Annotated in this window: 18 protein-coding genes; 7 read left to right on the forward strand and 11 right to left on the reverse strand. The window is 58.7% G+C overall.

Annotated elements, in window-relative coordinates:
* Positions 1-10 precede the first annotated feature (10 nt).
* On the reverse strand, positions 11-1261 hold the full coding sequence (locus QD357_RS08680; protein WP_107108970.1) for a sarcosine oxidase subunit beta family protein: 1251 nt from the start codon (positions 1259-1261) through the stop codon (positions 11-13).
* Between the two features lie 327 nt (positions 1262-1588).
* Between QD357_RS08680 and cysQ the strand changes: the two genes are divergently transcribed.
* Together cysQ and QD357_RS08690 are read left to right on the forward strand one after the other, a co-directional pair.
* The gene (gene cysQ / locus QD357_RS08685) at positions 1589-2383 is read left to right on the forward strand and encodes a 3'(2'),5'-bisphosphate nucleotidase CysQ (protein WP_107108971.1); all 795 of its coding nucleotides are present in this window, start codon (positions 1589-1591) and stop codon (positions 2381-2383) included.
* 230 nt (positions 2384-2613) lie between these two features.
* The gene (locus QD357_RS08690; protein WP_004107124.1) at positions 2614-2889 is read left to right on the forward strand and encodes a DUF1153 domain-containing protein; all 276 of its coding nucleotides are present in this window, start codon (positions 2614-2616) and stop codon (positions 2887-2889) included.
* 34 nt (positions 2890-2923) lie between these two features.
* Here the strand turns inward: QD357_RS08690 and QD357_RS08695 are convergent, their stop codons facing one another.
* Positions 2924-3415, reverse strand: coding sequence for a paraquat-inducible protein A (locus tag QD357_RS08695; protein ID WP_107108972.1), 492 nt, complete (start codon positions 3413-3415; stop codon positions 2924-2926).
* Between the two features lie 171 nt (positions 3416-3586).
* Here QD357_RS08695 and QD357_RS08700 point away from each other — a divergent pair, with 171 nt between their 5' ends.
* The gene (locus QD357_RS08700) at positions 3587-3868 is read left to right on the forward strand and encodes a GNAT family N-acetyltransferase (RefSeq protein ID WP_107108973.1); all 282 of its coding nucleotides are present in this window, start codon (positions 3587-3589) and stop codon (positions 3866-3868) included.
* A 187-nt stretch (positions 3869-4055) separates the two neighbouring features.
* Here QD357_RS08700 and QD357_RS08705 read toward each other — a convergent pair whose 3' ends face one another.
* On the reverse strand, positions 4056-4412 hold the full coding sequence (locus QD357_RS08705; RefSeq protein WP_028751924.1) for a flagellar export protein FliJ: 357 nt from the start codon (positions 4410-4412) through the stop codon (positions 4056-4058).
* A 441-nt stretch (positions 4413-4853) separates the two neighbouring features.
* Here QD357_RS08705 and ctrA point away from each other — a divergent pair, with 441 nt between their 5' ends.
* A complete protein-coding gene (ctrA, locus tag QD357_RS08710) occupies positions 4854-5555 on the forward strand; it encodes a response regulator transcription factor CtrA (RefSeq protein WP_028751925.1) in 702 nt (233 codons plus the stop codon).
* Positions 5556-5696: 141 nt separating this feature from the next.
* Here ctrA and QD357_RS08715 read toward each other — a convergent pair whose 3' ends face one another.
* On the reverse strand, positions 5697-6059 hold the full coding sequence (locus QD357_RS08715) for a response regulator (RefSeq protein WP_107108974.1): 363 nt from the start codon (positions 6057-6059) through the stop codon (positions 5697-5699).
* A gap of 209 nt (positions 6060-6268) precedes the next feature.
* Entirely contained in the window at positions 6269-6916 is a 648-nt protein-coding gene (gene chpT / locus QD357_RS08720; protein WP_107108975.1) for a histidine phosphotransferase ChpT, read from the reverse strand.
* 306 nt (positions 6917-7222) lie between these two features.
* Here chpT and QD357_RS08725 point away from each other — a divergent pair, with 306 nt between their 5' ends.
* Both QD357_RS08725 and QD357_RS08730 read left to right on the forward strand, forming a co-directional pair.
* A complete protein-coding gene (locus QD357_RS08725; RefSeq protein ID WP_245407496.1) occupies positions 7223-7834 on the forward strand; it encodes a DUF1134 domain-containing protein in 612 nt (203 codons plus the stop codon).
* A 190-nt stretch (positions 7835-8024) separates the two neighbouring features.
* The gene (locus tag QD357_RS08730) at positions 8025-9218 is read left to right on the forward strand and encodes a hypothetical protein (RefSeq protein ID WP_107108977.1); all 1194 of its coding nucleotides are present in this window, start codon (positions 8025-8027) and stop codon (positions 9216-9218) included.
* A gap of 24 nt (positions 9219-9242) precedes the next feature.
* Here QD357_RS08730 and QD357_RS08735 read toward each other — a convergent pair whose 3' ends face one another.
* Both QD357_RS08735 and QD357_RS08740 read right to left on the reverse strand, forming a co-directional pair.
* Positions 9243-10073 (reverse strand): TrmH family RNA methyltransferase, encoded by an 831-nt coding sequence (locus tag QD357_RS08735; RefSeq protein WP_107108978.1) that lies wholly within the window; start codon positions 10071-10073, stop codon positions 9243-9245.
* 10 nt (positions 10074-10083) lie between these two features.
* The gene (locus tag QD357_RS08740) at positions 10084-10461 is read right to left on the reverse strand and encodes a hypothetical protein (protein ID WP_107108979.1); all 378 of its coding nucleotides are present in this window, start codon (positions 10459-10461) and stop codon (positions 10084-10086) included.
* 49 nt (positions 10462-10510) lie between these two features.
* Between QD357_RS08740 and QD357_RS08745 the strand changes: the two genes are divergently transcribed.
* Complete coding sequence (locus QD357_RS08745) at positions 10511-11536, forward strand: RluA family pseudouridine synthase (protein ID WP_107109438.1); 1026 nt, start codon at positions 10511-10513, stop codon at positions 11534-11536.
* Between the two features lie 67 nt (positions 11537-11603).
* Here QD357_RS08745 and QD357_RS08750 read toward each other — a convergent pair whose 3' ends face one another.
* From QD357_RS08750 to QD357_RS08765, 4 genes are all read right to left on the reverse strand, one after another.
* Complete coding sequence (locus tag QD357_RS08750) at positions 11604-12065, reverse strand: MarR family winged helix-turn-helix transcriptional regulator (protein ID WP_107108980.1); 462 nt, start codon at positions 12063-12065, stop codon at positions 11604-11606.
* A 94-nt stretch (positions 12066-12159) separates the two neighbouring features.
* The gene (locus QD357_RS08755; protein ID WP_107108981.1) at positions 12160-12876 is read right to left on the reverse strand and encodes an SDR family oxidoreductase; all 717 of its coding nucleotides are present in this window, start codon (positions 12874-12876) and stop codon (positions 12160-12162) included.
* Positions 12877-12946: 70 nt separating this feature from the next.
* Positions 12947-13321, reverse strand: a complete 375-nt coding sequence (locus tag QD357_RS08760) for a hypothetical protein (protein WP_107108982.1) — start codon at positions 13319-13321, stop codon at positions 12947-12949.
* A 30-nt stretch (positions 13322-13351) separates the two neighbouring features.
* On the reverse strand, positions 13352-14233 hold the full coding sequence (locus QD357_RS08765; protein WP_107108983.1) for an NmrA family NAD(P)-binding protein: 882 nt from the start codon (positions 14231-14233) through the stop codon (positions 13352-13354).
* Between the last annotated feature and the right edge of the window lie 226 nt (positions 14234-14459).

Below are 14459 nucleotides of genomic sequence, written 5' to 3' on the forward strand. Positions count from 1 at the left end.
TTTCGTGCCCTCAATGCAGATTCGGCTGCGGACCCTTGCCGCTTTCATCGATCACAAAACCGCGTTCGAAACGATCGAGGCGCAGGAGGCGGCTGACCTCATGGCTTTCACCCTTTGCGATCAGGTGCGCGAAGCAGAAGCCGGAGGCGGGCGTCGCTTTGAAGCCGCCATAATTCCAGCCGCAGTTCAAATAGAGATTGTCGATCGGCGTGCGGTCGATGATCGGCGAGCCGTCCATGCTCATATCCATCACCCCGCCCCAGCTACGCAGCACGCGGACGCGCGACAGGCCGGGGATCAGCGACACCCCCTCCTCCATCGTATGTTCGACGGTGGCGAGATTGCCGCGCTGAGCATAGGAGCTGTAATAGTCGATATCGGCGCCGAAGACCAAACCGCCCTTATCCGACTGCGATATATAGAAGTGGCCGGCGCCGTAGGTGATGACGTGATCGAGTACCGGCTTCAGCCCTTCCGTGACGAACGCCTGCAGCACATGGGTTTCGATCGGCAGTTCCAGATCCGCCATGCGCCCAAGAATAGAAGTATGGCCAGCCGCCGCCAGCGCCAGCTTGTTGCAGCCGATGAAGCCGCGCGTGGTCTCGACACCGGTCACCACGCCACCTTCGCGGCGAATGCCAATCACCTCGCATTGCTGGATGAGATCGACGCCGCGGCTGTCGGCGCCGCGCGCATAGCCCCAGGCGACGGCATCGTGCCGCGCTGTGCCGCCCCGCGCCTGCAGCAACCCGCCCAGGATCGGAAAGCGCGCGTGATCGAAATTGAGATAGGGCATCATCTTGCGGACCTGATCGCGGTTCAGCAGTTCCGCATCGACCCCGTGCATCCGCATGGCATTGCCGCGCCGGGCATAGGCGTCGCGTTGCCCATCGGAGTGGAAAAGATTGATGATACCGCGCTGGGAGATCATGGCATTGTAATTGAAATCCCGCTCCAACCCTTCCCAAAGCTGCATCGAAAATTCATAGAACGGCTCGTTGCCGGGCAAGAGATAGTTGGAGCGGATGATCGTGGTATTGCGGCCCACATTGCCGGAGCCGAGATAGCTCTTTTCCAAGACCGCGACGTTGGTAATGCCGAACTCCTTGGCGAGATAATAGGCCGTTGCCAGTCCATGCCCGCCACCACCGACGATAATGACGTCATAATGCGATTTCGGCTCCGGAGTTCGCCAGACAGGCTGCCAATGACGGTTTCCTGAAAGCGCCTGCTTCAGAAGCTGATATGCCGAATAACGCATGTATCAATCCCGGTCTCTACGCGGCTACACATTTGCATATGCAGCAGAAACGACAAGTCCGGAAAGGACGGAAAACCTTCGCAAACAGAACATGTTCTTTCCCGAATGCGCAGCAAGGCGAGGCACTGTATCTTAAAGAACACGCGGCACCCAGAGATGTTGTCGACAACGGCGCATGGATGCGAACCCCCGTTGCAGAAGCCCGATCCAAGCGTTAGGCGGTTGAAACGTGATCGGCACGAGGTCTAAATTTTGAAGTGAAGACCTCTTAAATATTATATCTTTAAGCTCGAAACACGGACGAGCTGCGGAAAGACGACAAGGCGAATGCTCGCGACCTTTGAAAAAGCGGCCCTTGAGGCAGGTAAGGCCATATTGGAGGTCTACCGTGCCGGTTATGCCGTCGCCTTGAAGCAGGATATGAGTCCCGTCACCATTGCCGATGAACGCGCCGAGCACATTATTCTCGAACATCTGACGCGCGACTTTCCGGCCATTCCCGCGGTTGCCGAGGAATCGGTGTCTGCCGGTAAGATTCCCGACGTTCGCGGCCGCCCTTTCTTCCTGGTGGATCCGCTCGACGGTACGCGCGAATTCATCGAACATCGCGACGAGTTCACCGTCAATATCGCCTATATCCAGAATGGCGTCCCGGTCGCCGGGATCGTCTTTGCGCCGGCGCTCGGCATTGCCTTCACCGGCGAGGCCGGCAAGGCACGTAAGCTCGCCGTCACCGACCATTTCACCATTGCCGACCGTTCCGCAATCGCGGTACGCGCCCGGCCCGAGCATTTGCTGGCGCTCGCCAGCCGCTGCAACAGCAGCCCGAAGACGGATAGTTTCCTGGCGGAAAATGCCGTCACCGCCTGCACGTCGATCGGCTCTTCCCTGAAATTCTGCCTGCTGGCCGAAGGCAAGGCCGACGTCTATCCGCGCTTCACGCGCACGATGGAATGGGACACGGCCGCCGGTGACGCAGTTTTGCGCGCTGCAGGCGGCTCGACCGTCACGCTCGATGGCCGCCCGCTTGCTTACGGCAAGATCGATCAGAGCGAAGATAGCGATTTTGCCAACCCCAATTTCATCTGCTGGGGCGGCGGGAAAAGCCTGGTCGACGCCTAAACACCACTCCAGAAGCGTAAGTTTTCACTGACGAAAACTCATAGAACAACCGGCTTTTCCGTTGCGATAACAGCGAATTGCCGGATTTTCTGCGTCGCCATCACCACGCAAATCAGCTCGCGCCGGCTTTCCTTAAAATTATTATCAAAGTGTTACCAAGCGCTTAGGCAATTTTTAAATGTGGCAAGTTAGAGTGGCTCCCGTGGTCTTGAGTATGTGTAGAGAGTCCAATGACCGAAATGATACGTCCCCGAGTGAAGTATGTCATCGGCCCCGATGGCAGCCCGCTTACGATCGCCGACCTGCCGCCGCCGAACACGCGCCGCTGGGTTATCCGTCGTAAGGCCGAGGTTGTCGCCGCGGTGCGCGGTGGTCTGCTGAGCTTGGAAGAAGCTTGCGAGCGTTATACGCTCACTGTCGAAGAATTCCTCTCCTGGCAGTCGTCCATCAATACCCATGGTCTTGCCGGCCTGCGGACGACCCGCATACAGCAGTATCGTCACTGACGGCTGCAACACCGACGCGACATCAGTTTGATCTTTATTTCGGGCCTTTTTCCTTCCTCAACAGGATATGAAGAAGGCCCGAAATCATGGTGGAACCCGCATAGAACCATAGGCCCGGCTGCGTAAACGCAGTGGCGAACCCACTGGTCTTGGCGGCGGCAATGACGATCGCCACCAGCAGCACGTCCGCCATCGACCAGCGCGCCAACTGCGGCACGATATGGTCGAAAAAGAACCCGCCCTCACTTTTTCTCCGCGTTCCCATCGCTTCAACGGCAAGGCTCACGGTCTTCAAGATCGGCAGCGCCACGGAGACCAGCGCGACAATGGCGGCAAGAAGATAGTTTTCCGTCTGCCAGAGGGAAGCGATGATGCCGAGCAAGGATGGCGTATCGCTGAAGAAATAAAGCTTTTCGAGACGGACCAGCGGCAACACAAGGCCGAAAGCCAGCAGAAACGGGACAGTGACCAGAAGCACAGCTTGCAGATTGCGCATTGGTGCCTGAAACCTCTCAAGTGGTTGCATCGCCCTTATCACAGCCCGCATAGCGCAGAAGCCCGAAAATCAAAATCGTTTTTCGAACGGCGGCAACCCTCAGCGACCGCTGCTTGCCAGCGGCGACAGGTTTGTTAGCATCGACCTAAGACAGGACGTTAACCGACGTCGAACCGAAACATTGCAGGTCAGAGGACAATCATGGACATCCGCAACGAAGACAACGCATCGGGCGGACGCTATGTCGCGACAGTCGAGGGCCACGAAGCCGAGATGACCTTCTCGCGCGCCTCCCCCAAGCTGATCATCATCGACCATACCGGTGTTCCCGATGCGCTTCGCGGCAAGGGCGTCGGTCAGGCGCTCGCCCTTCACGCCGTCGAAGAGGCCCGCAATGGCGGCTGGAAGATCATTCCACTCTGCCCTTTTTTCAAGGCGCAGGCCCAGCGCCACGAAGAATGGCGCGATGTGGTGAATATGTAGCCGCGCACTGGAGATCGAGAATCTCCTTTTGAAAACACCAAAAGCCGTGCATGGCCGGCCATCCACCATGGCCAGTCATGCACGGCTTTCGAGCCGCCTTCCGTCGCTTCTCGCATAATCCCAAAAATCGTTCCGATTTCGGAACGGAACTATGTGAGGATCAAGACATGGCGACAGAATGGTTAATTCAGGCGCGTGCCCTCATCGGGCCCGAGCCATCGCGCTCTTCGAGCGCTGCGGCCTTGGCATATTCGGCCTGCATTTCTTCCAGCGATGTTTCCAGCGCCTCTTCCTGCACCTGCAATTCCCGGATCGACACTTGCAGATTGTCCGCGCGCTGACGTGCGGCCTTGGCAAAGGTCGGATAGGCAAAGTGGTTCGGATCGGAAATGCCGGACTTTTTCTCTTCCAGCACGATCTGGCTCTCCAGATCCTTTGTCATACGGTCGAATTCCGCCATCATCATCTGCAGTTGCTGCAGTTGACGGCGTTTTTCGTTCACCTGAAACTCCTTCAGGCGCGTTAGGCTCTCACGTGACTTCATACGCATTACTCCCGTGATGCGAGACCCCGGCTCTCGATATGTTGACCCACCGCACCGCTTTGAAACGGCTTGGTTAAAAAAATTTCCAGCGATCTTAATAAAAACCTACCGCTGGTAACCTTTCGTTTACGGGCATCGTTAATGATAGGGACGATCATTTAAGGGTCAGTAAATGCCGCGATCGGAATTCGAGATGTTGGCATTGGTGAGTCGAATGAATCACTTAGCGTGTCTTCTTAATGCAACACCTTAGGAAAGATATTTGCTGATTATTATTGGAAAACAGTGGAATGGAAAAATTATTTAATAAATTCGATACGTCTTGCCAGAGTGAATCAGAATTTGTTAACCATTCCGTGGCAGCTTCCAAATCAGGCAGTGATTTGATCGGTATCGCGTAAGGGGGCTGACGACCTTTCGGCGGCGGTAAAGGGGATAATTATGCGGGTTCTACTCATTGAAGACGATAGCGCGACAGCGCAGAGCATCGAGCTGATGCTCAAATCCGAAAGTTTCAACGTCTACACCACCGATCTCGGTGAAGAAGGCGTCGATCTCGGAAAGCTCTACGACTACGATATCATTCTACTTGATCTTAACCTTCCCGACATGTCCGGCTACGAAGTGCTTCGTACGCTGCGTCTGTCGAAGGTCAAGACACCGATCCTGATCCTCTCCGGCATGGCCGGTATTGAAGACAAGGTTCGCGGTCTCGGCTTCGGTGCCGACGACTACATGACCAAGCCTTTCCACAAGGACGAGCTGGTCGCCCGCATTCACGCCATCGTTCGCCGCTCCAAGGGCCATGCCCAGTCGGTGATCATGACCGGCGAACTGATCGTCAATCTCGACGCCAAGACCGTCGAAGTCGGTGGCCAGCGCGTGCATCTGACCGGCAAGGAATACCAGATGCTGGAGCTGCTTTCGCTCCGCAAGGGCACCACCCTCACCAAGGAAATGTTCCTCAACCACCTCTATGGCGGCATGGACGAGCCGGAACTGAAGATCATCGACGTCTTCATCTGCAAGCTGCGCAAGAAGCTCGCTAACGCCGCCGGCGGCGCCAACTATATCGAAACCGTATGGGGCCGTGGTTATGTGCTGCGCGAGCCCGACAGCAGCGAGTTCGCCGAAAGCGCCTAAGCCGCCCTCCCCGATCACCGCCGAACCATCAAAAATCCCGCCCTTCCGGCGGGATTTTTTGTTGCCTATCTCATAGATGCAAAAAATAAGGCCGCTCAAAAAGCGGCCGTCGTCCATTCCGTCAATATCTGGCGTCAGATATTAGGCCGCGATGGCCCGATTGCCGAAAACCGCCGTCAGGATCTTGCGGTCGAAAGGCTTCAGCAGAAAATCGGTGGCACCAGCGCGTTTGCCCGCCATCAGCTTGCGCAAATCCGCCTCGACGACACAGTAGTAGATCTTGACGTCTTTGCCATCCGGCATGGCGCGGATGCTGGCAATGAGATCGAGGGCGCCTTCCATGCCGGCGTCGACGATCAGATAGTCAGGGATTTCAGCCTGGCACCGCGACAGCGCTTCACGGGCATCGGCGGCTTCGCTGACAAGAAAATCGAGCTCGGAGAGAATCCGCTTGCCGACCTTACGCACGACATCCGACGCGTCCGTAATCATGAATCGCTGCATCATCAACTCCTTTACGCACGGCCGCCCACCTATCTGGCGCCATCCTCAAATTGGGACGATAGGCGCACGAGGCTAAGGAATCGTTACCGTTGTATTCATAATTGCGCGAACAACCGAAAGAATGTGCGAGGGCGGCGATACACCTAAAGATAATCCCGCCACCGGACATTCGGCGGCGGGATCATCAGATAAATCATGCGTAATGGCGCTTATTCGCTGCGCATGGACGCGGTGAACGTCAGCTCTTCCGGTGTAGCGTTATAGGAGAGTTCCATGCCACTCTCGTCTGCCAAAAGCACCGTGTAATAGGGCTGGATGGAATGGGCATCAACCGCCTCTTCCAACGCACCCGAGCAGATTTCCGCGAATTTCGGCGGCACGCGCATCATCCGCCCCTTGGCGATGATCGTGAACTTGGCCTCGAATTCGGGATTTTCCAGCGTGACCTCGATATTGCCACCGCGCGGAATCGAGCCGTAAGCGACCAAAAAGAGATTGAGCAGCAGCTTCACGCGGTTCTTGGCAACGATGGCGCGCGGACCAACCCAACTGACCTCGGTCTTCTTTTCGGCGGCGGCAAAATCCTTGGCGGCGCGTTCTGCTTCGCCCGTGTCGATCGAGGCGCCGACCGAGCCGGACGCACCGAAGGCAAGGCGTGCGAATTTGAGGCGGACAGAGGCATTGAGCGCGCTTGTGCGGATCAGCTCCATCGCATCGGCATCGGCACCGCCCTCGTCGAGCAGCTCCAGGCCATTGTTGATCGCACCGACCGGGGAGATCACGTCATGGCAAACGCGGCTGCATAGCAGCGCGGCCAGATCAGGTCCGGTCAAGGTGAGGTTCGGATTCTTCGACATTCATTGTCTCCTGAATGCTGACTAGGCGGAACGCAGTATGATTCTACGTTGCCACGGCAAGATTGCCCGAGGGTTGCCGCAGGCGGCGTACCGCACGCCATAAAGACACCATATTTGGTAAACCGATTGTTAAGATGATCGCCGCAAAATGCATTCATCACCACCAGATCCTTGCGCACGCGATTCGCGGTGCGGAACATGGGCGGAACGGTCTGGACTGAGGAGCGAGGTACACTCGGCGCGTTCGTGCGAATGCGCAGGGCATCCGCTCCCGATTGCACCGACCATGATGAACGGATGAATGTCATGCGCTATCAACTCCTGAAGAGAATGCCCCGCCCCGGCACGAGAACGGTCGGCCTTGGCCTGATCTTAGCCATCGTTGCGTTCGTAAGCTTCGCGCTGCCGGTGCGTCCGGCCGCCGCCGCGGCCAACAACCAATATTCGATGCAGGAAATCGTCGATGCCGGTCATTCCTTCTTCGGCTCGACCAGCGGCGGCCTCGCAAAGGTGGTCGAACGGGCCTTTCAGCAATACGGCCTGCCGAACGGCTACATCCTCGGCCAGGAAGGCTCCGGCGCCTTCATCGCTGGGTTGACCTATGGCGAAGGCCAGCTCAACACCAAGAACGCCGGCGAGCACCCGCTCTATTGGCAGGGCCCGTCGCTCGGCCTCGACTACGGCGGCCAGGGCACCCGCGTCATGATGCTCGTCTATGACCTGCCGAACATCGACAGCGTCTACACCCGCTTTGGCGGCGTCAGCGGCCAGGCCTTCGTCGTCGCCGGCGTCGGAATGACCGTGCTGAAGAACAACGACATCGTGCTGGTGCCGATCCGCACCGGCCTCGGCGCTCGTCTCGGCGTCAACCTGGGCTACCTCAAGGTTACGCCGAACCCGACCTGGAATCCCTTCTGATCCCCCGGCGATATCACGTCGATTCATCCCCTGGCCCGCACAGATTGCGGGCCTTTTCTTGTCGCGAACGCCCGGGGTGCCGGTAAACCATATCCGATTTAAATGCTTGCCCGCATGGCCGCCCCATGCTTAATCATTTGCTTAATCACTGTATTGAGATTGAAAACAACTCCTAGATACTGGCTGCGCCGTGATTGAATTCGCTCTACTGTTTGGATTGGGCTTTCTGACCGCCGCCTTTCTGGTCTTCCTGATCGCGCCCGCAGTGCATCGCCGCATCGTTTGGTTCACGGAAAAACGGCTGAAAGCGACCATGCCGCTGAGCCCGCAAGAAGTACGCGCGCAAAAGGACATGGCGCGCGCCCTTTTCGCCGCCGAAAACGCCAAGACCGAGCAGGCGCTGACGCAGGAGCGCGACAAGAGCGTCGCCCTGCAGATCCGCAACGGCAAGCTCCAGCAGGAGGCCGGTCGCTTCGCCGCCGAAAACACCGAATTGCGGACTAGGATCGACGATCTCGAGGTCGAAGCCGGTGAACTGCGCTCGCGCCTGCGCCGTGAGGAAAGCTATATCAGCCAGCTCAAATCCGGCATTCATACCGCCGAACAGGTCGGAGCAGTGAAGGATGCCGACATCGATGGCCTGCGCAAGCGGATGACCAAGATGGGCGCCGACGCCGACAATCTGAAGATTGATCTTGCCACCCGCGAGACCGAAATCGAGAGCCTGAAGCTTCGTCTCAAAACGATGCGGGACGAGCGCGACACGCTGCGCCACGACCTGAACCTTGCAAGCCTCCGCGCCAAGGATGCAGAATTGCGACTGGGCCAGGGAAGCGACAAGGCCCAACGGCTCGAGGAGCGGCTGGACCGCGAGATTGCGGACAATGCCGATAAGGAAACCGCGATCGAACGCCACGTTCATGACGTGGCACGCCTAAAGGAAAAACTGGAAACGGCCAGTGCCGAGGCGGAGGAAGCCGGCCGCGCACTGCGGGCCGCCGGTCTTGTTCCGCCAGGGAAACAGACCAACGGCTCCAAGCCCCCGGTCGGACCGAGGATCGTGGACATTGATGATCATGACGCCAACGCAGCAGAACCGGAACACAACGTGGAAGACGACATCGCTCAAATGACGGAGGAAGTGCGCAACCGCGCTGCAGCCATTTCCGACCGCCTGCTAAAATCACGCTCGCCTTCGCATGATCAGGCCATGCGGGAAGAGATCGCCAACATCGCCGCCAACATGGTGGCGCTGACCGCCCTCAAGGAAGGCGACAAATCTCCGATCCTCGATCTCCTGCCAAAGGAGACGACCGCCGCCGAGCAAGGCGCACGCATCAGCCTTGCCGACCGTGCCGCCGCCCTGCTGCCCAAGCAGCCATGAGCGCTCGATACAAGGACGGAAATTTCAGACGCGTTTGATCAACGACGCCATCGTGAAAAGCGCGATGCCGCTTGCCGTTGCCACGTTTAGGCTGTCGAGGCCCGGCGCCTGCGGTATCCGCAAGCTGCCAAAGGCCGACAGGATCTTCTGCGGCAACCCCGCCCCTTCGGTGCCGACCACCAGCGCCATCCTATCGGCTGGCGGAACGGCACGGATATCGGTGTCGCCGCGCGGAGAAAGGCTCCAGATGGCAAAACCGCGCTCCGCGAGCGCAGTCAGCAGATCGACATCGCTCAATTGACGGCTATAGGGCACGGTCAGCACCGAACCGACAGAGACGCGCAGTGCCTTACGGTACAACGGATCGCAGCAGGTCTCGTCGAGCAGCACCCCATCGGCCCCGAAGGCGCTGGCATTGCGGAACATCGAACCGACATTGTCGTGATTGGAAATGCCGCAGCCCGCAAGAACAAGCGCCCGCTCCGGCAAACGATCGAGAAAGGCGTCGATATCCGCTTCCGCCTTGCGCCGGCCGAGCGCCAGCACGCCGCGGTGCAGATGAAAACCGACAATGCCGTCCAACACCGAGGCATCGGCAACATAGACCGGCACGTCAGGCGGAAAGGCAGCGATGATTTCTTCCAGCCCCGCGGCGCGGTTGCGCAGCAGCAGCACTTTTTCGGCGACGAATTCTCCGCCGGCCGCGTGCGCTTCGACCAGAAGCCGCAGCACTACCGTGCCCTCGGCAATGAAGCGGTTGTCGCGGCCCACGAGATCACGCTCGCGGATATCGCGAAATTCGGCGATGCGCGGATCGTCGGGATGCGTGATCTCGATCAGCCGGTCGCCTGTCATCCCAAAGCCGTCAGTTAGAAAGCGATATGGTCGCGACGATACGTCCGACAGCATAGTCGAAGACGATAGCCTGGCGCTGGCCGCTAGCAAGCGTGCCATAGAACAGCACCTGGTTTCCGGAAAGCGCCGTGGACTGCACGGTAAAACCCTGCGGCAGCGCTGCGGTCACTGCCACCGGTGCTTCCGAAGGAATATTCGAGGCAGCAGAGCCCGCCGCTTTCGGCGCGGGGCGCATCGTCTTGTAGACAACAGCGCCGAACACCGCCATAAGGCTCACCACCATGATGGCAGCCGAGACGATCTGCAGGCGTATCATCTTGCGTCGGACATTTTCCAGGGCCGGATCGAGGGGCTTTTCCTCTTGATCGTCTAGCTCGAGATTCGTCATCGATGCGTCCTATTCCCTAGAGAGCGCCCAGTGCGCCGGAGAAATGCGTTTGAGCGACCCCTTTAAAGAAGCCGCGGGCATTAGAAAAGTCCTAACCGCCGATGAAACAGCCGAAGGCCGGCTCGATGCATGGCTGACGGCGCAGGTCGGCGAGGAATTTTCCCGCAGCCGTATCCAGGCCCTGATCAAGGATAGCGCCGTTCTGCTCAACGGAGCCCCGGTAACCGACGCCAAACGCAAGGTGCGCCCTGGCGATACCTACCAGATCACCCTGCCCGAACCCGAAGACCCGACGCCGCTCGGCGAAGATATTCCGCTCGACGTACTCTACGAGGATGATGACGTCATCGTCATTGCAAAGCCCGCTGGCCTCGTCGTTCACCCCGCTGCCGGCAATTGGACGGGCACGCTGGTCAACGCCCTGATCCATCATTGCGGCGATAGCCTTTCCGGCATTGGCGGCGTGCGCCGGCCCGGCATCGTTCACCGGCTGGACAAGGACACCACCGGTGTCATGGTTGTCGCCAAGAACGACGTCGCCCACCGTCACCTCTCCCTGCAATTCGCCGACCACGGCCGCACGAGGTCGCTGGAGCGCGCCTATCAGGCAATCGTCTGGGGCCGTCCCCGCCAACTGATCGGGACTATCGACGCGCCGCTTGGCCGCTCCACCGGCGACCGTACCCGACGCGCCGTCAAGCGTCCGGGCAATCAGGACGCCGACGAAGCGATCACGCACTACGAAGTTATTGAACGTTTTCACGAGGCACCGGACGCCACCGCGCTCGCCTCCCTGGTCGACTGCCATCTCGAAACCGGCCGTACCCATCAGATCCGCGTCCATATGGCCCATATCGGCCATCCCCTACTCGGCGACGCCGTCTATGGCGGTGGCTTCAAGACCAAGGCCAATTTGCTGCCGGATGCTGCCAAGCAGGTGGTCAACCGCTTCCCCCGCCAGGCACTCCACGCTTACCTCCTGCAATTCGAACACCCTCGCACCGGCGAAGTCATGCACTTCGAAGCGCCACTGCCGGATGATATGGAGGAACTGGCGGCAGCGTTACGGGATTGAGAAGGCGGCCCCAGACCCCATAGCGCCACCGGTATGGCTTGCAATTCGCAGGAATCAGTCCGAGGCTTTAGTTTTCGGGTGAGGCCTTCGCGACATCGCCGATCGTGATTTGTCTCAGTCCCTGGCGCAGAGTTGCGATGTTTGCGCCCCCGTTTAACTGCTCGAATTCTTGCTGGGCCTTCTCCCAGAGAGGTTCCGCTCTCTTGTGCAGGAGACGGCCGTCCTTGGTGAGTTCAACGATACGAACCCTGCGATCTGCAGGAGACGGCTTGATGCTAACGAACCCGTCGCGTTCCAGGAAGCCGACCATCTTTCCCATCGCCGTCCGCTCGATATCGAGCCGCTCGGCAAGAACGTTGACCGTGGCACCGTCAGCCTCCTCGAGAGCCGCCAAAATCAGAAACTGCGTGATGCGCAGCCCGACTGGCTCAAGATGGTCATCGTAAAACCGCGTGATCTGTCGGCTCGCCTTTCTCATGGCGGAGCAGTTGCACTGATCGATTCCAAGCGGTTGGTTGGCCGACAACATTTTAATTTCCTTTCGATTTCATTCTTTACCCGAGCCATGGGCGCGAAGCCCAAGGAAGCCCCGCGTCCCATAGCAATTCCCGGCATCGCCGGATTTAGAATAGCCCCTCCGGTGGGGCGATGTAGCCGGGCACTTCGTCCGCAAGTGTGCTCTTCAGCAGCACCGTCCCTTGATCGGCCATGATCTCGCTCTTGCCAGCGGCGAGTGCGTCATAGGTCTGGCGCACAACATCCTCCGGGCTGGCCTTCGGCACGTCGATGCCGCTGGTCAGATCGGTATCCACGAATCCGACATGCAAGCCAAGGACCTCGATGCCGCGATCGCGAAGGTGGAAGCGAAGCTGGTTCGTATAGCTCCACGCCGCCGCCTTTGATGCCGCATAAGGTGTCAGAAAGGGCCGCGGAAGCCAGACGATGTCGGACAGCACATTGATGATGGCGGCATGTGGTTTGGCCGACAGGATTTGCTCGAAGGCCTGCGAGACGCGCACCACGCCATAATAATTGGTATCAAAGAGGCGCTGCGACTGCGCTTCGACATCATCTGCCAAAGGCCCGTTGATTAGGGCGGCGATCCCTGCATTGTTGATCAATAGCGTCGTATCCGTTGCCAGTTCCGCGGCTGCGGCGATCGATGCTTTATCCGTGACATCGATTTTGACCGGGACCATGCCCGGCTCATTGAAGCCGCTCGTGTTGCGCATGCCCGCATAGACCTTCGATGCTCCGCGGCGGAGTGCCTCGCGTGCGAAGGCTAGGCCCAGGCCACGATTGGCACCGGTGATGAAGACTGTGTTGTTGGCGATGTCCATAGCAATTTTCCTTTCTGGGGCCACAGGTCAGCGTAGAGATGTTTGTCGCTGGCCTGGCGATCGGTTGGGTTCAAAGAAAAATGTCTTCGGGCAACTGCCCGGAGAGCGCCCCGCGCAAATGGGCGGCGAGTGATAGAACCGAGCCAAGCGGGCTCATCCGCACGCTGACCCGGGGCACCGAGCCGTCGGAGGCGTGATCGACGACCACGACGGCGGTCAGCCTCTCCCCGTTCGTCAGAACGGCCTCATATTCGAGGAAGAGCCGGGAGCCGACGACCTGAAGGAACGTCGGCGTCTGCGAAGGATAGAAGGTTCCGACGGCATTCACGGCGAGCCTGATCTCGTCGCGTCCGATGACGGAACCTCGCAACACGGAGCTGGTCAGCTCCGCGTCGGCGGTCAGGTCGTCCAGAAAGGGATGACGTTCATCTTGAGCATGTGACATTGTAGAATCTCCGATTTGTCTTCGTGGAATTCACGCGAAGGCGGCGCGATTGTTGGAGACAAATTGCTGGACCGAGAGCGCCGGAGTTCCGGTAATCGTCTCGACCACATCATTGGTTCCCGAGAAGATGCCGTCGCGATAGTTCTGGGCGACTTCGACGAGGTGCTGCACAAGGAACGGCGGGAACTTGTAGAGATTTTCCATCTTGCCCTTGAACGCCTCTATCGAGGACGGCGCATATTCGATCTTCGCACCAAGCGCCTCGCTCATGACGGCGGCGATCTCCGTGTGGTTCATCTCGACCGGACCATGGAGCCGATAGATCCTGCCTTCATGCCCCTTCGGATTCGCCAGCACATGAGCGATCACACGACCCTGATCATCGGAGGAGATGGGCGCGTGCCGCCCGCTCTCAAAGGGGAACTCGATCTTCTTTGTGGCCCAGATTTCCTTTGCGAAATGGGGATAGACGAGCCAGTCGGCAAAGAAGGTCGGGCGAAGATGCGTCGTCGGAACACCTGACCAGTCGAAGACCCGCTCGGATATCCAGTGGTCCTGAGCTGCATGGCTTGCCGACTCCCGGCGCGCCGAAATCTGCGACATGTTGACGATCGCGGTAACACCGGCCTCCTTTGCAGCCTGTGCAAAATAGGCCGAAGCGCCAAGGATGCCTGGTGCGATCGGGTGAAGAAAATAGGCCGACCGGATGCCTTCCATGGCCGCCCTAATGTGATCGATGTCTGTGAAATCGCCGACGGCGATATCGACACCGCGCTGCCTCAGCGCCGCCGCCCGCTCATCGTCCGAGCGCACATAGGCACGCACACTTTTACCCATCTTCAGGAGTTCGTCGATAGCGGCGCCTCCGGTCCGTCCCGTTGCACCGCTTACAAGTATCTCAGCCTCGCTCATAATCGCTTCTCCATCGTTAAATAAGAGCATATGCTCTTACTTATATCGATATAGGAGCATATACTCTTATCGTCGAGGTTTTTTATGAACGCACACTTCGCCTTGATGGATCGAAGGGGAGAGGTCGATCACCATTGGTTGCAATTGTTGCCGAATACCGCAAAATGCGTGACTGGACGCCCGCCCTTTCGCCGCCTATAATAATTTTGTGAAACCGAACTCCGGT

Origin of the sequence: Rhizobium sp. BR 317, from assembly GCF_047445835.1 — a bacterium.
Taxonomy (GTDB): domain Bacteria; phylum Pseudomonadota; class Alphaproteobacteria; order Rhizobiales; family Rhizobiaceae; genus Rhizobium; species Rhizobium paranaense.